This window comes from Paenibacillus lignilyticus, from assembly GCF_017942085.1.
In the GTDB taxonomy this organism is placed as follows: Bacteria; Bacillota; Bacilli; order Paenibacillales; family Paenibacillaceae; genus Paenibacillus_Z; species Paenibacillus_Z lignilyticus.
The window spans coordinates 100110-119892 of sequence record NZ_JAGKSP010000002.1 but is presented as its reverse complement, the minus strand read 5'-3'; the positions used below and the strand labels follow the sequence as shown (position 1 = coordinate 119892).

13 protein-coding genes are annotated in these 19783 nt (G+C 52.0%); 12 read left to right on the top strand and 1 reads right to left on the bottom strand.

Annotation, left to right across the window (positions count from 1 at the left end):
• Nucleotides 1-94: 94 nt before the first annotated feature.
• From I8J30_RS05695 to I8J30_RS05685, 3 genes are all read left to right on the top strand, one after another.
• Entirely contained in the window at nt 95-238 is a 144-nt protein-coding gene (locus I8J30_RS05695; RefSeq protein ID WP_210656270.1) for a hypothetical protein, read from the top strand.
• A gap of 106 nt (nt 239-344) precedes the next feature.
• The gene (abc-f, locus tag I8J30_RS05690; RefSeq protein WP_210656268.1) at nt 345-2255 is read left to right on the top strand and encodes a ribosomal protection-like ABC-F family protein; all 1911 of its coding nucleotides are present in this window, start codon (nt 345-347) and stop codon (nt 2253-2255) included.
• A gap of 249 nt (nt 2256-2504) precedes the next feature.
• Nucleotides 2505-3626 (top strand): ATP-binding protein, encoded by a 1122-nt coding sequence (locus tag I8J30_RS05685; protein ID WP_210656266.1) that lies wholly within the window; start codon nt 2505-2507, stop codon nt 3624-3626.
• A 98-nt stretch (nt 3627-3724) separates the two neighbouring features.
• Here the strand turns inward: I8J30_RS05685 and I8J30_RS05680 are convergent, their stop codons facing one another.
• Complete coding sequence (locus I8J30_RS05680; protein WP_210656264.1) at nt 3725-5584, bottom strand: LTA synthase family protein; 1860 nt, start codon at nt 5582-5584, stop codon at nt 3725-3727.
• A 172-nt stretch (nt 5585-5756) separates the two neighbouring features.
• Here I8J30_RS05680 and I8J30_RS05675 point away from each other — a divergent pair, with 172 nt between their 5' ends.
• From I8J30_RS05675 to I8J30_RS05635, 9 genes are all read left to right on the top strand, one after another.
• Nucleotides 5757-6995, top strand: coding sequence for an MFS transporter (locus tag I8J30_RS05675; protein WP_210656262.1), 1239 nt, complete (start codon nt 5757-5759; stop codon nt 6993-6995).
• Nucleotides 6996-7217: 222 nt separating this feature from the next.
• A complete protein-coding gene (locus I8J30_RS05670; RefSeq protein WP_210656260.1) occupies nt 7218-8327 on the top strand; it encodes a mandelate racemase/muconate lactonizing enzyme family protein in 1110 nt (369 codons plus the stop codon).
• Between the two features lie 186 nt (nt 8328-8513).
• Nucleotides 8514-10868 (top strand): family 78 glycoside hydrolase catalytic domain, encoded by a 2355-nt coding sequence (locus tag I8J30_RS05665; protein WP_210656258.1) that lies wholly within the window; start codon nt 8514-8516, stop codon nt 10866-10868.
• 27 nt (nt 10869-10895) lie between these two features.
• Entirely contained in the window at nt 10896-12029 is a 1134-nt protein-coding gene (locus tag I8J30_RS05660) for a substrate-binding domain-containing protein (protein WP_240547877.1), read from the top strand.
• 210 nt (nt 12030-12239) lie between these two features.
• Nucleotides 12240-13694 (top strand): extracellular solute-binding protein, encoded by a 1455-nt coding sequence (locus I8J30_RS05655; RefSeq protein WP_210656254.1) that lies wholly within the window; start codon nt 12240-12242, stop codon nt 13692-13694.
• 109 nt (nt 13695-13803) lie between these two features.
• Nucleotides 13804-14922: an ABC transporter ATP-binding protein gene (locus I8J30_RS05650; protein ID WP_210656253.1), complete on the top strand. Its 1119-nt coding sequence runs from the start codon at nt 13804-13806 to the stop codon at nt 14920-14922.
• Nucleotides 14916-17930, top strand: coding sequence for an extracellular solute-binding protein (locus I8J30_RS05645; RefSeq protein ID WP_210656251.1), 3015 nt, complete (start codon nt 14916-14918; stop codon nt 17928-17930). The genes I8J30_RS05650 and I8J30_RS05645 overlap by 7 nt, the downstream gene beginning before the upstream one ends.
• Nucleotides 17927-18901, top strand: coding sequence for a carbohydrate ABC transporter permease (locus I8J30_RS05640; protein WP_210656249.1), 975 nt, complete (start codon nt 17927-17929; stop codon nt 18899-18901). Before I8J30_RS05645 ends, I8J30_RS05640 begins: the two co-directional genes overlap by 4 nt.
• The gene (locus I8J30_RS05635) at nt 18898-19779 is read left to right on the top strand and encodes a carbohydrate ABC transporter permease (protein WP_210656247.1); all 882 of its coding nucleotides are present in this window, start codon (nt 18898-18900) and stop codon (nt 19777-19779) included. The genes I8J30_RS05640 and I8J30_RS05635 overlap by 4 nt, the downstream gene beginning before the upstream one ends.
• Nucleotides 19780-19783 lie beyond the last annotated feature (4 nt).

The following is a 19783-nucleotide window of genomic DNA, read 5'->3' as shown; positions in this document are numbered from 1 at the left end:
TGCGACGATAGCCCGTTTCTTCTTGGACTTCTTGCGGGGCGATTGAGTTCTGTGGTATGGTTAGATAAATATTCGAAAGGAGGTGTGAGGTAGGATGAATTCAGAAATGGTGAACAACCGTATTAGCCAGCTGCCGATTGCAATGGCTGGCATCGTGCATGCATTTGGAGCTAACGGGAGCAGTCTGTCCAAATTTGCCAATACGGCACCATCACTCAAGCGAAGACGCCTACCTTAGACCTCGATCGGTAAAGACCGAAGAGTCGCAGGGCATTTTCCTGCGGCTCTTTTTTTGTTGGTTTCAGACGGGGGCGATCTTCCGAAACAACTGGGAGGATTCCACGATGATAATGGTAAATGGTCAACATATAAAGAAATATTACGGCGCTAAGCTGGTGCTTGAAGATGTAACATTTGAAGTTCACGAAGGGGAGCGGGTAGGGCTAGTGGGTCGCAACGGAAGCGGTAAATCCACGCTGATCTCGCTCATTGCAAAGCTGTCTAAACCGGACGAAGGGCAGCTCACGATTCGCAAGGATACGAAAATCGGATATTTGGCGCAAATCCCGGCAGCTTGGGACGATGGAACGGTTTACGATGTGCTGGCATCGGGGTATGCCGAGCTCCTGGCGTGCAAAGCCCAAATGACGAAGCTGGAGCAGGAGATGTCCGATTCGGGAACAGGCGAGAAGCGGCTGGAGCAGCTGCTTCGTGAATACTCCGTGCTGCAGGAGCGGTTTCAGAATGAAGGCGGCTACGAGCTGGATGCGAAGATTGATGCGGTTACGACGGGGCTGCTGATTCCGCGAGAGATGTACGAAAGACGATATGGCACCTTATCCGGCGGGGAGAAGACGAAGATCGGCCTTGCGGCACAGCTCATCAGCAAGCCGGAGCTTCTGCTTCTGGATGAACCGACCAACCATCTGGATTTGCAAGGTGTGCAGTGGCTGGAGTCGTTCTTGAACGGATATGACGGTTCCTGCTTGATCGTTTCGCATGACCGGATGTTCCTAGACCAGGTCGTTACGAAAATAATCGATATCGAAGACGGTGAGGCCGTTACTTACCATAGCAATTACAGCGGCTATGTGAAGGAGAAGGAAGCTCAGCTGCTTCAGCAGTTTGCGGAATACCAGGAACAGCAGAAGGTCATTAAGAAGATGAAAGAGACCATCAAGCAGCTGCAGGAGTGGGGAAGAGTCGGCGGTAACGAGAAATTCTTCCGCAGGGCGGCTTCGATGCAGAAGGCGCTCGATCGGATGGAGCGGGTGAAACGCCCGGTGCTTGATCCGAAAGGAGCGGAGTTTCAGCTTCAGCTGGCGGATCGTTCCGGGAAACGGGTCGTTGAGTTTCAAGGCATAAGCAAGAGTTATGGTGACCGCAAACTGATGCATGAGGTTAATGGGATGCTTCTCTACGGAGAGAAAATTATGCTGCTTGGTCCGAACGGTGCGGGCAAAACGACGCTGTTCAAGCTGATTCTCGGAACGGAAGGGCAAGACAGCGGAACGATCGATATCGGAGCACGCGTGGATATCGGCTACCTGGCCCAGCAGCAATATCCCGCGGATGATAAGAAGAATGTGCTTGCTTATTTCCGTGAGGCGGCGGGGATGGAGGAAGGTGAAGCTCGCTCGCATTTGGCAAGGTATCTGTTTACCCAAGGAGAGGTGTTCAAGAGCGTCAGCCAGCTATCGGGCGGCGAGTGGACGCGGCTGCGGCTGGCGCTGCTCATCCTGAAGAAACCGAATTTGCTGCTGCTGGACGAACCGACCAATCATATGGACATCGCCTCCAGAGAGGCGCTTGAGGATGCGCTGGAAGAGTTCCCGGGTACGATTCTTGCGATATCGCATGACCGGTATTTTATCAATCGACTGGCGAATAAAGTGTGGGAGCTCGATCGAGCTAAGCTGACGGTGTACCTCGGCGCTTACGATGAATACGCCGAGAAGCGCAAGCAGCTTCGCACGGATGAGAGCGCGCAGCCCGCCATGGTGAAAGAAGCAGCTCCGGTTAAGCGAAATCAAGCGGCCGCGAACCTTCATGCCGCTGTCTCCTCGAAGCAGCCTAACACGGAGAGGCTGGAGCAGCAAATCAGCCAGTTCGAAGCGCGGCTGGTAGAGATGGATGCGGAACTGAACGAGAAGTCAGAGCAGTTCGCCGTGGATGAGCTTGCTCAGCGCTGGCGTGAACGGGAGCAAGTGCAAGAGCAGTTGAATGAGCTTTACACAAAATGGATGGCACCGTAATTGAACATTATTCCCAAAAATGGAGATGTAACATATAACTCTATGTTATAGTTAGATAAGTTGAGTAGTTATTTATTCCTATTCTATCGTCGAACCTACTAAAGGGAGTCGTGTTTTACATCCATGTCCGCTATCCTCATTTATGAATTTCATGGTTTGCTCTATATATTAGCGGCGTGCACATTTCTCTTTATAAGCCCAAGGGTCATGCTGTCGGCTCGGCGAAGGAAACAGGCGATTGCTGTCATCATGGCCGTGTTGTCAACCTGCTACCAAATCATCGAGCCCATCGACCCGCTTGTTTTCTCGCTGCATCTCATGCCGATCAGCATTATGATGGCTTCCGTGTTTGAGGGAGCCTGGCCCGGCATACTCGTTTGTGCGGCAGTAACGCTTTGCGGCGTCTTCTTTGCAGGTACGGATATCGAGGCCAATCTGGCAAGCAATCTCCTATTGGCGCTGCTTGGGGTTTGGTTTCATTACCGGATGTTCTGGAAGAGTACGCTCTCAAGAACAATGGGCTATTCGCTTTTCTTCATGTTCATTCATTTTGTTGTTTTCCTCGCGGTGTATTCGGAAAGCGACCAACTGAATGCTGCTGAAGTGCTGGTCTTATTTGTGGGGACGATGATCTCCGCTGTTATTGTCGTCATCACCTGCAACAAGGTAAGGAGTCAGGAGAATTTGCAGGAAGAGCTCTACAAAGCCGAGAAGTTCCATATGATCGGCGAGCTGGCTGCATCGATTTCCCATGAAATCCGCAATCCGCTTACAACCACACAGGGGTTTCTGCAGATGATGGCGAAGCCCGGTATCAGCAGTGCATCCATAGAGCGTTACCGATTGCATGCGATTGAAGGAGTCGAGCAAGCGAATGCGATCATAACGGATTATTTGAACTATGCCAAACCGACGATTGAAGAAGCGAGGCCGATCCATGTTATTGAGGAAATTAAGGGACTCCTGCCTTGGATAACGCCGCTTTCGGTCATGTCCAGCATCGAGATCCGAATCGAGCATCAGCAAGAGCGAGCCTTGTACATCCTGGGGGAGCCGAAGAAGTTTCAGCAATGTCTGTTAAACCTGATGAAGAATGCCATTGAAGCGATGCCGACAGGAGGCCTTCTATCGATTTCGACCAGGGTCGAGAACAGGCAGGTATGCATTCAAATTTCCGATACCGGAGTGGGGATGAGCAAGCTGCAGCTAAGACGGATCGGTTTGCCGTTCTTCACGACCAAAGAAAAAGGCACGGGACTAGGTCTGATGGTTGTTGTCAGCCTCGTTAAGGTAATGGACGGGGAAATCTTATTCACGAGCAAATTGGGTCGAGGCACGGTTTGTGAAATCAAATACGGGCTGTACGGATAGAAGGATCAACGTTCACTAAAAGAAAGCACTCTCCTCATTAGCGGCATGATAACCGGCTAGCGAGAAGAGTGCTTTTTGCATACAGGCGTGTATTGTCGTTAAGGTTTCACCGGCGGCAGCTGGCTTACATAGCTGTCGGATAAATGAAGGAGCTTCAATGCCCGATTGTATTGATCCTCGGATACCGTTGATCCATTCTGAACACTGCCATTCAGCGGATAATGGGTGCCGTCATTGTAGGCAGTACCCGGAATAAACAATTCCTGATCGTTAATCATCGATCCGGTAGGCAGGTAATAACGCTCCGGCAAAATGTTCGACGTTTGATTGAGTAAATCTTGCCCGAAGTGAATGTGATCGGCCAATGAGATGCCGAGCAAATTCGCAATCGTCGGCATAATATCCGATTGACCGCCAATTTGCGGAAGCTTCGCAGGCGTAGTAATACCTGGAGAAGAGATAATTAACGGAATATTGATCATGTCGGTAAATCCGTATTCATGACCGTAGATTTCGCGCATCAGCTTCTTGTCGTCGTTGTCTAACGAGTAGACCGGCAGACCAAGATGGTCGCCGTACGTTACAAAGACGCTGTTATCCCAGATTCCGCGCGCCTTAAGGTCGTCAACGAACAATCCAAGCGCATAGTCCGCGTAATTCTGTGCTCGTATATAATCACCGACGAATGTACCTTCATAACGCTCCGGCAGCTTCATTTTGTATTTAGCCTCGGGAATTGTGAAGGGGTGATGGGAGGACATCGAAATAATTTGCGCATAGAACGGTTTGCCGGATTGTTGCATGTGATCCAGCTGCTCAGCCGTTTTCTTGTACAGCACCTCGTCGGAAGGACCGAAGAATACCATATCCTCTTTGCCGAAGAAGGATTGATCGTAGTATTTGTCAAAACCAAGCGCTTTATAAAGTCCGATCCGGTTCCAGAATTCCACGACATTCGTATGGAAGGTTGCGCTCTGGTAGCCGTTCTGATCCATAAGGCGAGGGAGGCTTGGCAGCTCTTTGTCGCTGTAGGCCATTGTTGCCGCGCCCCGCGGCGGAATATAGAACGACGTATTCACGACGAATTCAGCATCGGAAGTATTGCCTTGGCCGACCTGCTGATAGAAATTCGGGAAATACATATGTTCGCGAGCCAGCTTGTTCATATTCGGCGTAATTTCTTGTCCGTCGATTTTGAGCCCGATCAAGAAGTTCTGAAGGGATTCCATTTGCAAAATGATGAGGTTTTTACCTGCCGCAACGTTCGCGTACTTAGGAGCTTCGGGCTCGGTAATGCCTTTCGTTTCATCGATCAGCTCACGGGTAATCTCTTTTATCGGTGTTTTCGGCGTATTGTCATCTGCGAAAATCGTGTAGATTTCGTAATTGAGTATACCCATCTCTTCGGCTTTCACAATTTCATTCATGCTGGCGCGATTGGGCAGTATATTGAAGAGGCACAAGGCAAGCGAAATGATGAAGACAAGCGAGATCACGGACCGGCTAAGCGGGATCTGGCTGAATGTTTTCCAGCCTTGAAATTTCGAACGTCTGACTAGCAGAAAAGTAAACACGATAATATCAAGAAAAATAAATAAATAGTAAGGATCCAACAGTGAAAACACGCTGCTCTTCACGGCCGTTACTTGATTGACCTGCTCCAGCGCATGATAGGTCACGATGATCCCGAAATATTTGTAATACATGATGACGGCGAACAAGATCGCGGTAACAAGTAAATTGACCGTCACATAAAGCGCCAGTTTGCGTTTGGTGGCAAACCATTCAATTAAGCAGAACAGGATCCAGAAAAATGGCAGCTCCGTGACGAGCAGCGTCAAGGATGGACCTCCGTCAAAGATAACGAGCCACGCTAATGTTGATTTTATGACTAATATAAGGGTGAAAAAAATAAACGGCCTCATCTGAAACAGCCGTTTAAGGCGCCAAAGCGGCATGTTGAAATCCTCCTAACACAAGCTTGATCTGGTAGTCTCTTAACGATCTCTTAACGTTCATTATGCCCCCATGCAAGATGGTTTGTCAAAATGGAAAATTGACGCCAAAAGACGCAAGGAGTGTTATACTATACTCTGAAAAATGATCGAATATGAAGGGTAACGATAGAATATGAATGCCATAAAATCGCTAGTCTCGACGCTGCGGCTGCAGCTCGGCCCAAGAGCCTGGCATAATTTCTGCTTTGATGCCACGGCTTCGGTGTTGTTTAGTTTCTTTAACGTTGTGTTCAACCAGTTTTACATCCCGATGGCGATTCAGCAAGGAGCATCCAATATACAGGTCGGGCTGCTGTCGGCGGCTCCGGCAATTGGATTGCTGCTATCTCCAATATGGGCAAGCTGGATCGAACGCTCAGGAGACCCGAAGCCGTTTATCGTCATTCCGAACTTTATCGCCAGGGCTCTCATTATTCTGCCGGCATTTTTCGGCGTCCCTTTGATTTATGTCGTCGTTGCGCTTTTCTTCCATATGCTGATGGGGGTGCAAGCGCCGGCTTATGCTTCCATGGTGGTCCGAATGTATCCGCCAGAGCATCGCGGGAAGCTAATGGGCAACACAAGAGTAGCGATGGGGATCATCATGATTCCCACTGCATTCATGATCGGCAAGTGGACGGATGTTGCCGGGCCTTCCGGGCCGCTGTTGTTTGCTTCCATTACCGGCGTGATTTCTATTCTCGTTTTCTCGAAAGTGAAAGCGCGTAAGGAAGCGCCGTCCAAGCTGCAAACCGCGAAGCGAGCATCGCTTAAAGAGCAGCTGCAGCTCATCAAGCAGAATCGCGAGCTGGCGATCTTCTTCCTTGCTTGCACATTTACGGGCTTCGGTAACATTATTGCTCAGCCGCTATATCAAATTATTCAAGTAAACTGGCTGGAGCTCACGAATACGGAAATCGGCTATGCGCGCGCGACTTATTTTACCTGTCTGCTTGTTTCATACTTTGTAGTCGGCAGTGTGATCGATAAGTTATCGGCTAAACAAACGATCGCATACGGTTTGGCCGCGTTCGCGATCGTCCCCATATTGTATGCGATCTTCGGCAATTTGCCGGCTGTTCTGATTGGCAGCGGCATTCAGGGCTTAGGGGACGCGATTTGGGATATCGGCTTCCTGGCTTACGTGTTCCGGCTCGCTCCGGGGCGCGAAGCCGTTGTGTTCGGGCTCCATCTGATGCTGTTCGGCATCCGCGGCAGCATCGGGCCGCTGCTCAGCACATCCTTGTCGGAGACGATGCCGATTTCGTGGCTGCTCTATGCGGCAGGATTGTTCGGACTCATCGGCCTGACGGCGTTCGTTCTCTACCACCGAAGCACAGGCGGAAGAAAGCTGGAATTGGGCAATCTGTAATGCGTTATAATGGATAAGAGAGAAACCTCTGTGGCCACTTATGAAGTGGAAGCAGAGGTTTTTCGTTGCGGATGAACGGACTGCGGAATAACGGTTACGCGATACCGCTTTCGGCGCGCGATTGTTAATTTACAAGACCGATTTATCGCTGTATACTTTGAATTGACATAATTCCGCCTACAGTATACTTATCATCATAATGATGAATTGGAGTGAGCCAGGATGAGAATTACGAATATCGAAACGTTTACAGTTCGATTAGCCCCGCCGCCGACTACACCGGATGATCTTCGCGTAACAAGCGTGGGCCTAACCCGGATTCAAACCGATCAAGGCATCACCGGCTACGGGTTTCGGCTAACGGATGCGAGCAAGCTGGAACAGCAGGTGAAACCGCGCCTGCTCGGCAAGAGCCCGCTCGACATCGAAGCACATCTGCAAAGCGGCGCGCTTGCAGGCTGCCCGTCCGTTGAGCATGCCTTATGGGATATTGCCGGCAAAGCGGCAGGGCTTCCGGTTCGTTCCCTGCTCGGCAGCGCCAGAGAATCCATGCCTTATTATTTGACCTGCGTTTGGCCGGGCGAGTCGGATCAATCGCACGTTGCCATCGAGGACCAGGCGGAGCAGCTCATCCGTTATTATGAAATGGGGCATAAGCGGTTCAAAATCCGCGCATGGCGGCCGGATCCCATGGATGATGTGCGCGTACTGGAGCATGTGCGCAAACGGATCGGGGGCCGGGATAAGGTGGAGCTGATGCTGGATCGCACGGCTCATTTGCCGGGCTGGATCTGGACCTACGAGCAAGCGCTGCAGGTTGCGCGCGGCTTGGAAGCGGTCGACGCGAATTGGCTGGAGGAGCCATTCGCGCGCGATGATTTGGCATCGTACCGGCGGCTTGCAGAAGAAGTTGATCTTCCGATTACGGGCGGGGAATTCGCGCAAGAGCTGCCGATATTCAGAGACTATTTGGTCCATCAAGCCGTCGATATCCTGCAGCCGGATGCGGCAATCAGCGGCGGAGTCTGGCCTTGCCGCAAGGCCGGCATACTCGCCGAAGCGTTCGGCGTGCCATGTATACTCCATGGAACGAGCGGTCTGGACTGGACGACGACCATGCAGGTCGGAGCCTCCATCGCTTCTTGCACGATGCTGGAATATGCGCTCATTTTCCCGCCGCTGACTCCGGAAGAGACGGTTGCGAATATAGATCGCATCCTTAAGACACCGGGCTTATTCACGTTCAAAGACGGCGAAGTGCTGCTGCCGAAAGCGCCCGGACTTGGCATAGAGTTCGATGAAGAAGCCATCGAGGCAATGCGCGAACGATAAGGTATCTTTATTCCTATTTACGCAACTGAAAGAGCCGTACTTAATCATCCATTGATGATAGGTATGGCTCTTTTTTTATACATTAAAAATATAATGTATACGTATTGATAATATAACAATCTCATAATATACTTAACTTATCTTAGGTTGTCAGTTAAAGCAAATTGGACATAGAGGAGATCGGCTATGAAATGGGATGCGAACTGGATATGGCTGGAGCAGCGCGGAGATTGCAAAAACCAATACGTTGATTTCCGAAAAGTATTTCATCTTGAACCATCGGAGCTTGCGCAGCTGCCGGTGCTTCATCTGTCGGCAAGGCAGGAGTACAACCTCTGGATCAACGGACAATGGGTCGGACGCGGACCCTCGCCTTGTACACCGGAGTATCAGTACTATGATTCGTATGAAGTCAGCCGTTATTTGCAAGCAGGCGATAATGTCATTTCGGTGCTTTGCTACCAATTCGGCGAGTCCAACATTATTACGAACCAAATGCAAGGCGAAGCGGGCTTTATCGCCCAGCTTATGATCGAGGATACAACCGCAGCAACCGTTATCTCGGCGACTGACCATTCATGGAAATCCCGTCTGTCTCCCCGCTTTCGCACAACGAATGAACGAATTAGTTTATGGGGCGGCTTCAAAGAAATCTATCTGGCGCATCAAGAGGACGGATGGCAGCAGACTCCCTATGAAGATGCCGCATGGGCGGATTCGCAGGAGCTTGCACAAGCCGCCGATCCGAACAGTCCATGGCCGCGCTTAATCAAACGGGAAATCCCATTCCTTGCAACCGAGGCTTGCCAAGCCTCCGCTATTATACGTACTGAATTGAACCTAGGCAGCGTAACGGAGCCGGAATCACTTCTTGCAGCTGCTTCGGAAGACACGCCGGATGCAACCGAACCGGGCTCAGCCGCCGCCTTCCGAGCAGATGCTTCCAGACCGGGCTCCATGCCTGCAGTCGTATACGATTTCGGCCGCATTGTTGTCGGCAGACCGGTTCTTGAGGTCAACGCTCCGGAAGGCGGGGTCCTCCGAATCGCATACGGAGAATCGCTGGAGCTGCAGGAAGTGGATACCTTCGTGCTCAAACGGGGCTTCCAGCGTCTTCGCCCTTTTGGCAGACGCGTGTTTCATTATTTGAAGCTCACCTTCATGGCGACTCCGGCTCAAGTCACCGTCGCGTCGCTAATCTGCGAGAAAGTCGGTTATCCATTCGCCAGGCAAACGCAGTTCGGCAGCTCGGATGACCTGCTGAACCGGATCCATGAAGTGAGCTTATATACGACGCGAATGAACTCGCACGACCATACGGAAGATTGCCCTTGGCGCGAGAAGGCGCTGTGGGTGGTGGACTCCATGGTTATGGGCAAAATCATCTACGCCAACTTCGCGGACACGGTATTGCTGCGCAAATGTCTGCTGCAAGGCGCTCGCATTCAGCTGGCGGACGGTTCGATTCCCGGCACGGGTCCGGAGCATAACGGGATGCTGCTGCCTGATTTCTGCGCTTATTGGCTGATCGGCTTACATGATTATTGGCGGTATTCCGGCGATTCGTCGCTGCTTGCGGAGCTGCAGCCGGTTGCCGATCGCTTGATCGATTGGTTCAGACAGCAAAGCGACGCTACAGGACTGTTCGCGCGGGCCGATCGGCCCGGCTACTGGTGCTTTATCGATTGGACGGACGATATCGACCGCCGCGACAAGGTTGCCGCAATCTCCTTCCTGCGTTACAAGGCGCTGAAGGTTTACTCCGATATGATGCGCGAGCTTGATCCGACGAATGGCAAGGCAGAGCAGGCCGAAGCCGAAGCACTGAGCCTGGCGGAAGCCATTCGTACGCAGCTGTGGGTAGAGGAGAAAGGGTTGTTCGCGGATTGCTTGGACGGAGAGTCGCTGTCCGGCAACTATTCGCTGCAAACAAACTTCATGGCAGCTTGGTGCGGCATCATGGCGGAAGAGAATACGAACCGTTTCTTGGACGATTATTATTTTACCAAGCAGCTTCCGCCTGTCAGAGGTCCGTTCTTCCAGCATATCGTGCTTGAAGTGCTGCGCAATGTCGGACGCCGAGAACAAGCGCTGTCGCTCATCCGCAGCTATTGGGGCGAGATGCTGAGCCGCGGAGCGACGACCTGGTGGGAAACCTTCGATGCGGAGATGCCTGCCTGCACCATTCCGAGCACCTATCAAGGACATACGCCGACTTATCTGCAAGAAGGCATTCCGGTCAGCGCTTGTCATGGCTGGGGAGCGTCGCCGGCGTACTTGCTCAATGAGCTCGTGATTGGCGTGGATTTAGCTGATTTGGGGAGCGGGGTCATTTACTTGAATTCCCCTTACGAGGGAGTGGATGCCGCAGAAGCGGTTATGCCTCTGCCCGGCGGCCAATCGATCACGATTAAGTGGGAAACCGGCCCGGATGGCGTCACAGGTACCGCCGAAGTGCCTTCGAACTATCGGATCGATGCTGCTGCCAATTATCCGCTTCGCATTATCCCGCAGGAGGAAACCGAACACTCCATGGCATGAATGTGGGTGAGGTAGGGAGGAATGTTTTTGCGCGGGAAAAGAAAACATGTCTATCAGCACATCATCGAGGATCTAAAGCGACAGATTGCAGAAGGCAAAATTCGCCATGATGAGCCGCTGCCGACCCAGATCGAGCTTGCGCGCATGTACAACACCTCCGAGATTACATCGCGCAGAGCGTTGGCAGAACTGGCGAACGAAGGGATTATTAGCCGAACCCGCGGGAAAGGCAGCTTTCTGAAGCAGGAAACGGAACGCACGGCCTTCAACGGCTTGCAGCAGCGGGCGGAGCTTAGTCAAATTTATTTTGTCTATAACAATGAAATTGCCTCCGCCTATCACCACCGATTCTTCTCGGATTTATTGACCGGGATTAAGGAAGAGTGCGAGCTGCACGGCATTCCTTTCTACATTTGGGGGATGGATGATGAATTTCAAATGCCTGAGGGCGACGATATCGGCATCATCCTGCATCCCCACTTGAAGAATGGGAACGAAATGCCGCTTGATCTTCTTCGGCAGTGGAAGGAAGAGGGCAAACGGCTTGTTACCGTTCATTTCTATTACCCTCATTTGCAAATTCCGTATGTGATCGTGGACAACTTCGTAGGCGGATATTTGGCTACGGAGCATCTGCTGTCACTGGGCCATGAGCGCATCGGCATTATTTTGACGGGGAAATCGCCGGTTGAGATGAATCAGGAGTTTGCGCTTCGTCTTCAGGGCTACAAATTGGCGCTAACGCAGCACCGCGTTGCCTTTGACTTGGAATTGGTTTGCGTGCTCGACGGGGAGCGCGAGTCGGAGCAGATGGGGGCGGAAGGGCTGAACAGGCTGATGTCGCTGGAGCAGCGGCCAACGGCTATATTTGCGACAAGCGACAGCAAGGCGATCGGGGCGATTAAGGCAGCTGGCAAAAGAGGGCTGCTCGTGCCGGACGATGTCAGCATTATCGGCTACGATGATATTTTGGTCAGTCAATTCACGATCCCAAGCCTGACGACGATCAATCAGAACACGCTGCTGCTTGGCAAGCGTGCGGCACAAATTCTGCTGTTTGAACGGAAGAGCGAGCAGATGCGGGATGAAATCGTGCCGCAATTGATTATTCGGAGCAGTACGGGAGAAGCGAAGACAGCTTCGCCTGAATATTCGACATAAAAGTATACTTTAATTGTTGAGATAACATATTGTATAATGGAAAAGTATGTTGTAGTATTGGGTATAAGGTGAATGAACTTAAGTATACTTTTGCAAGAGGTGATGCAGTAATAAGCTGACGTAAGCACGTGAAAAGTGAATAGCGCGGCTTCTCGAAAGATGAATGGCAGGGTAAGGTCATGATTTTATTTCGATCAAGGGGGAATTCCTTTGTTTAAACGAAGCGCATTGAAGCCAATTTCTTTTGTAATCGCTTTCACCTTAGTCATGCTTGTCGCAGCCTGTTCTTCCGGCAATAATAACAATAACAACGCTAAGAACGCCGCTGCCAATACGAAAGAGAACACCACGAACACGGCAGCAACCTCGAACGACACCGCAGCAGCCAACAATGAAGCGGACAACGCAGCCGCTGAGCCCGTCCAAGAAGTAGATAAAACGCCTGTTGAGATTACGATCTCCACATGGGTACCGGCAGACAGCCCGGAATGGCATAAAATCTCCGACGCTTTCACGAAGAAATATCCATGGATTACGGTCAAGTGGCTCTTTAACGATCCGGGCCCGAACACGATCAAAGCCGTAACGCAAAGTATCGCAGCCGGCGAACCGATCGATATTTTCTGGAACCCGACGTTCGTCGATGTGGTACAGCAAGGCTTGGCCGAAGATCTGACCCCTTACTTAGAAGATCCGGAGTACAAGGAGTATCAGTTCAGCAAGGGAATCTTGGAGCCGTTCCAATACCAAGGCAAGCAATACGGTCTATCCCGCGGCAACGACACCTTCATCTTCTTCTACAATAAAGACATCCTCGATAAATACGGCATTGACGCTCCTAAGAATGACTGGTCCTGGACGGATCTGGTCGACATGGCGAAGAAAGCTACTCACCCCGAAGACAAAGTATGGGGCATTGCGAACGATGTCATCCTCACTATCTTTGCAGGCGCTAACATTGCAGCCTCAAACGGACATTCCGATCACATCATGGATTTGAACGGTGATCTCCAGAACACGATTACTTATGTCGGCAGCGATCAGAACGTCATGGACGATCATCAATTCATGATGGACTGGGTTTCCAAGGACGGCATCATGCTCAATGACAAACGCGTGAAGGATGCGGGTCTTGAAGGGGATATCTTCGCAACGGGCCATGCAGCGTTCTACTACCACGTATCGCCGACGATTCCGGGCTTTAAATCGCAATGGAAATTCAAATGGGATATTGCGCCGACGCCAAAAGGAACGGCGAAGCAAGTTGGTACTTCCTTCAATAACCCAATGTTCCTGACTAAAGCGGGCAAACACAAGGAGCAAGCGTTCCAATTCATGAAATTCTGGGCCGCGACGGTAGAAGGCCAGAAGATTCTGATGGATATCGGCGGCTCGCTCCCGAACTCCACGGTGCCCGAAATCACCGACCACTTTAAGCAAATGGAAACGTACAAAGGGCTGAACGTGGATGCGCTTCTGTATGCGGCCTCAATCGGTGAAGTCGATCCGACCATCTTTATTCCGGGCGGAGCTGAAGTATCGGCAACGAACAGCGCTTGGGGCACGGATGCCTTCCAGAAAGAAACGTCCGCTTACGACTACTTCCCGACCGTAGCCGATAAAGCCAACAAAGCGATTGCAGATGCGATGGCCAAAATGAAATAGGCAAACGAGTACAAGTCGAAATCGATCGTCTAAGCCGAGGGCAATCGCCTGAGGCTTAGGCGATTATGGTTTGCAGGCTAACTGTTGTGATCAGAGGGGGCTAGTGCGCATGGCACAGGTGTTATTCAACCATATCTCCAAACGGTATCCGGGCGAGGGACGCAAATCGGTGGATGATTTCCATCTGGAGGTTGCCGATGGCGAGTTTTTGGTGCTCGTAGGGCCTTCCGGCTGCGGGAAGTCGACGCTGCTGCGCATGCTTGCGGGTCTTGAAGAAATTACCGAAGGCGAAATGTACATCGGCGACCGGATGATCAATTATGTGTCATCCAAGGATCGCGATATCGCAATGGTATTCCAGAACTACGCGCTATATCCCCATATGACGGTATTCGAGAACATCGCCTTCGGGCTGCGTTTGCGCAAGCTTCCGCATCATGTTATTGAGGAGCGGGTAGCAAGAGCGGCCAAGGTATTGGAAATTGAAGCTCATCTCCATAAACAGCCCAGACAAATGTCGGGCGGTCAGAGACAACGCGTGGCGCTCGGCCGTGCCATGGTTCGCGAACCGGAAGTGTTCTTAATGGATGAACCGCTGTCGAATTTGGATGCGAAGCTTCGTGTTCAGATGCGGGAGGAATTGACGAAGCTGCACCGGCAGCTGAAGAAAACGACGATTTATGTGACGCATGACCAGATAGAAGCGATGACGATGGGAACCCGGATCGTTGTCATGAAGCAAGGCCTCATTCAACAGGTTGCTACCCCCGAAGACATCTACAGCCATCCCGCCAATATGTTCGTAGCCAGCTTTATCGGGACGCCTCCTATGAATTTCATTCACGGTCATATCCGCAAGTGGGATTCCAAAACGTATTTTGATACGAAACGGTATTCGCTCGAAATTCCGGCAGAGAAGGCGGCGCAAATCCGCTCGGAGCATTATGTGGACAAAAAAATCGTCATGGGCGTAAGAGCCGAAACGATGACCGTCCTGCGCGATGGAGCGGATATGGAGTCTTATAAAGGCAGATCCTTGAGCGCTGCCATTGAAATTCGAGAATTACTGGGCTCCGACGCCTATTTACATCTGAATAATGAAGATCACAAGCTCGTCGTTCGCGTGGAACCGCGCAGACGTTTCTCGGAAGGAGACACTTTGACGGTCGCATTCGATATGGAGCAGATTCACTTCTTCGATCCGCAGACGGAGGAAGCGTTATGTTGATCCCAAGCCCGAGTCCGAGTCCGAGCCCAAACCCAAACCAGAGCGCGCAGATTGTCTCTCGCAGTTTACTGTGGAAACGAATGGCCTGTCTGATGATCCTATCCTCATTGCTGCTTTTTGGCGGCGTTCCGCCTTATACCATGGCAGATGGTCCTGCCGGTCCCGCGCCGGTGCTGACAGAGAAGGATTACATTAATGGCAAGCTGCCTACTTATTTGGAGTGGCAGGCGACCAAAGGGAAGTCGTTCGGCGATGCCGCCGCGCTGCAGGCGCGCATTTCAGTGGATGCGACGGCTTATACGGCGGTATCCGACGAGACCCATTTTACGAAGACCGATAACGGATTGCTGTGGAAAGACGGCGAGAGCTGGATTGATTATCAGCTAACGATTCCGGAGGACGGGCTATACAATCTTGGCGTTGTGTACGAGTCGGCCGATGATGCGGTGACGGACATTATACGCGGCGTGTACATCGACGGCGAGCTGCCATTCCTGGAAGCGGACAATATCCGCTTGAAGCATAAGTTCGTGTATCAAGGCTATCCGCTCAAACGAGATGAGTTTGGGAATGATATTTTGCCGCAATCGACGATTGTGAAGGAACAGCAGGATGTTCGGCTGGCGGATTATACAGCCGATATAACACCGCTTAAATGGTATTTCTCGAAAGGCGTGCACACGGTGCGCCTTGTGAATCAACAGAGTGCGATGCTGCTGAAGTCGCTCTACGCGGATTCGCCTCTGCAAATTCCCGCGTACGCCGAGGTGGCAAGGGACTATGGGGCAACGGCACAGAACGGGGATTTCGTGCAGCTGGTCGAGGCAGAGCAGATGAGTGCCAAGTCCAATACGTCGATCCAGCTGCAATCGGTCAGCGATGCGCTCATCTCACCGGACCCGGAAGGGTTAATTCATTACAATGCAATGGGCGGCGAGCAGTTCCGCATCTCCGGCCAATGGGCAGAGTGGGAAATTGAAGTGCCGGAAACGGGCTTGTATGAGCTCGGCTTCAAATTCAAACAGGCGTTTCTGAACAATTCCTACACGAATGAGTCGATCATGATTGACGGTCAAACACCGTTCAAGGAATTGCTGGATGTGCAGTTTGCCTACAGCAAATCATGGGGCTGGGCAGGGAAATCGCTGGCCGATAAACAAGGCAAGCCGTTCCTGATACGACTAACTAAAGGCAAGCACACGGTGCGCATCAGTCCTACAGCGGCGCCGATGAAACCCATCTATGAGGGACTTCTTCGCAACCTGAATCGCATTTCAGCGCTGGAGCAGCGGATCCGTAAGGTGACGGGCAATTACGAGCGATCTTATACGAGCGGCGGCAATGTCGATCTAAACCGCGACTGGCAGCTGGAGAAATATATCCCGGATATCGAGGAACGATTGACGGAGATTGAAACCGATTTGACCGGACTGGCCGATCGGTTGTCGGGGCTGACGATCGGGGAATCGGATGTGGAATCCTCGTTCCGCGCTGCCGCCTACGAATTCAACAATATGAAGAGCCGCATCCGGCAAATTCCGAGCGAGTTGCAGCTGTTTGCGACGACGCAGCAGAAGCTGAGCAGCTGGGCGTTTCGGATGCTGGATCAGCCGCTTATGCTGGATTACTTATGGGTGTCGCAGCCGGGGGCGGATCTGCCTCGGATGGCGCCGAATATGTGGCAGAAGCTGGGGAATACGGCCGTCAATTTCTACCGTTCCTTCTTGATCGACTACAACTTTACGCGAGATGATCCGAAGGCCATCGATGTGTGGGTGAACAGAGGCCGGAACTATGTGCGGCTCATTCAACAGCTCGCCGATGAAACCTTCACGCCGGAGACCGGCATTCATGTCAACGTGAATATCGTGCCTGACCCGAATATGCTCATTCTCGGCAATCTCGCCGGCGATCAGCCCGATGCCGCGCTTGGCGTGGATGGCGGAGTGGTCGGTGATTTCGCCATGCGGGGTGCGCTGGCTGACTTGACGAAGATGCCGGGCTACAACGATGCCATCCAAGCGTTTAACCCGGGCGCGATGCGCGTGTTCCACTACGATGGGGGCAATTACGCGCTGCCGGAAACGCAAAACTTCAAAATCATGATGTACCGCACCGACATCCTGGATCAGCTGGGGCTGAAGCCGCCTCAAACCTGGGAGGATGTGTACACGATGCTGCCTACTTTGCAGCAGAGCGGACATGAATTTTTCTATACGCCGGCGGACTACTTATCCTTCCTCTATCAGAATGGAGCGGAGCTCTATAGTAAGGACGGCTTGGTATCGGGGCTCGATACGGATGAGGCATTTAAAGGGTTCAAGCAGTGGACGCAGCTGTTCACCTTATTCCAGCTGCCGAAGGAAGTGCCGAGCTTCTTCAACCATTTCCGTCTTGGCGATATGCCGATCGGGATTACCGACTTCAACACGTATTTGCTTACGCAGGTGGCTGCGCCGGAAATCGCGGGCAAATGGCAGATTGCGCCTATCCCGGGCAACATGGACGAGAAGAGCGGGACCATTCTTCGCTGGGCCGGTGGTCCGCTGCAGGCGGGCATTATCTATGAGAAGTCGGAGAAACAGGAGCTGGCATGGAAATTCCTCCGGTGGTGGACGTCGGAGAAGACGCAGGTGCGATTCGGCAATGACATCGAAGCCGTCTATGGTCCGGAATATCGCTGGAATTCAGCGAACATGGACGCTTTTTCGAAGCTGCCTTGGCCGCGCTCGCAGCTATCGGCCATTCTGGAACAATGGAAATGGTACAAGGAAGCGCCGAACGTGCCGGGCGGTTATTTTACGGCAAGGCAGCTCGTATTTGCTTGGCAGAATGTAGTGGCGGCGAACGCGGTACCGAGGGAAGAGCTCGATAAAGCGATCATTGCCATCAACCAGGAAATGGCGCGTAAGCAGGTGGAATTCAACATGCGGGATTCTGTAGGGAAGGTTCTTCATCCGATCGATATTCCGGATGTGCCGAGCCCGGGTAAAGGGGAGGAGCCATGAGTTACGAGGTGGAGTTAGCCAGCAAAACAACGCCGCTTGTGGTCCCGGAGAAGAAAACGAGGCGATGGCTGCGCAGGGAGACGGTTGCCGGCTATATCTTCGTTGCACCGTTCATGATTACGTTCATTATCTTCATCGTCGTGCCGATCTTGGCTGCAATCGCGCTTTCCTTCTATACCTTTGATGCCTTCTCCAGGCCGGAGTTTGTAGGCTGGCATAATTTCTTGGCCATTCTGACGCAGGATCGAATCTTCTTCCAATATGCCATTCCGAATACGATTCAATTTGCGCTCATCGTGGGTCCCGGCGGTTATCTCCTCTGTTTCCTGCTGGCTTGGCTCATTAATCAGCTGCCGAAGACGGCTCGCGACCTGCTCGCGCTTGCGATCTATACGCCTTCCATCTTCCAAGGCGTTGCCATGACTGTCGTCTGGACCGTTGTGTTCAGCGGTGACCGGGTTGGTTACTTGAACCAGTTGATGCTCAACTGGGGCTTGTCCGATGTTCCGATTCTATGGCTGCAGAAGCCGGCTTATTTCATGCCGATTATGATTGCCATATCGTTATGGGCCAGTATGGGCGTTGGTTTCTTGGCGATGCTGGCGGGTCTGCAGACCGTCAATCAAGAGATGTACGAAGCGGGCAAAATCGACGGGATCTCCAACCGGCTGCAGGAGATCATCTACATTACGATTCCGGCGATTCGCCCGCAAATGCTCTTCGGCGCCGTTATGGCTGTCGTCGGCACGTTGAAGGCCGGAGCCATCGGAACGCTGCTCGCTACGGCAACCGGTCAATTGATTACGCCAAGCTATTCGGGACATCTCATGACGAACCATATCGACGATTTTGCTTTTGTCCGGTACGAGTTCGGCTACGCTTCGGCGCTGTCCGTCATTTTGCTGCTGCTGATTTACGGCTCTTCGAAGTTTTCGTTCCTGCTCTTCGGCACGAAGGAGGATGAACGATGAACACGCATGCGATTCGCCGCTTCATTCGCCGTACGTTTAAATGGGATCTGTTCCAGACGATTACGACGATATTCCTGACACTGCTTGGCTTGTTCATGCTGCTGCCCGTAGTGTTCGTTTTCAGCCAAGCGTTCAAACCGATCGGGGAGCTGTTCGCGTACCCGCCGAAATTCTATGTCGTCAATCCGACTTTATTCAACTATCAGCAGTTGTTCCAGCAGTCTGTCACGGCTGTCGTCCCGTTCACGCGATACTTGTTCAACAGCATCCTGACAACCGGTGCAACGGTGGCGGGGATCGTCCTTATTAGTACGATGGCTGCCTATGCCTTCTCCAAAATCTCTTTCCCGGGCAGCAAGGCGCTTAATGCGCTCATCATCGTATCGCTCATGTTTGCGCCTGAATCCGTCGGGATTCCGCGCTACTTGGTCATTACGCATATCGGCATTATGAACACTTATTTGGCTCATATTTTGCCCCTGGTCGCGATGCCTGTCGGGGTATTCCTGCTCAAACAGTTCGTCGACCAGGTACCCAACGAGCTGATCGAAGCAACCAAAATTGACGGCGGCCGGGAATATACGATCTTCGTCCGCATCATTATGCCGATGTGTCTGCCTGCTACCGCTACGGTTGCGATTCTGGCGTTTCAAGCTTCCTGGGCACAGACGGAAACGTCGAATTTGTTCGTGACGATCGAGTCGATGAAGACGCTCCCTTATTATGTCACGACGCTGACGAACGGCGCGGCGAATAACGTGGTCGGGCAGGGGATCGCGGCCGCGGCAAGCTTAATTATTTTCGTACCGAACATTATCTTCTTCATGCTCTCGCAGCGCCGCGTGATGGCGACGATGGCACATTCGGGCATCAAATAGAAAA

Bases quoted from the DNA above. Each gene is read 5' to 3' on its own strand.
- I8J30_RS05670 (WP_210656260.1), top strand. From the start codon at position 7,218: ATGAGAATTACGAATATCGAAACGTTTACAGTTCGATTAGCCCCGCCG.
- I8J30_RS05665 (WP_210656258.1), top strand. From the start codon at position 8,514: ATGAAATGGGATGCGAACTGGATATGGCTGGAGCAGCGCGGAGATTGC.
- I8J30_RS05675 (WP_210656262.1), top strand. From the start codon at position 5,757: ATGAATGCCATAAAATCGCTAGTCTCGACGCTGCGGCTGCAGCTCGGC.
- I8J30_RS05645 (WP_210656251.1), top strand. From the start codon at position 14,916: ATGTTGATCCCAAGCCCGAGTCCGAGTCCGAGCCCAAACCCAAACCAG.
- I8J30_RS05640 (WP_210656249.1), top strand. From the start codon at position 17,927: ATGAGTTACGAGGTGGAGTTAGCCAGCAAAACAACGCCGCTTGTGGTC.
- I8J30_RS05685 (WP_210656266.1), top strand. From the start codon at position 2,505: ATGGCCGTGTTGTCAACCTGCTACCAAATCATCGAGCCCATCGACCCG.
- I8J30_RS05695 (WP_210656270.1), top strand. From the start codon at position 95: ATGAATTCAGAAATGGTGAACAACCGTATTAGCCAGCTGCCGATTGCA.
- I8J30_RS05635 (WP_210656247.1), top strand. From the start codon at position 18,898: ATGAACACGCATGCGATTCGCCGCTTCATTCGCCGTACGTTTAAATGG.
- abc-f (WP_210656268.1), top strand. From the start codon at position 345: ATGATAATGGTAAATGGTCAACATATAAAGAAATATTACGGCGCTAAG.
- I8J30_RS05650 (WP_210656253.1), top strand. From the start codon at position 13,804: ATGGCACAGGTGTTATTCAACCATATCTCCAAACGGTATCCGGGCGAG.
- I8J30_RS05680 (WP_210656264.1), bottom strand. From the start codon at position 5,584: ATGCCGCTTTGGCGCCTTAAACGGCTGTTTCAGATGAGGCCGTTTATT.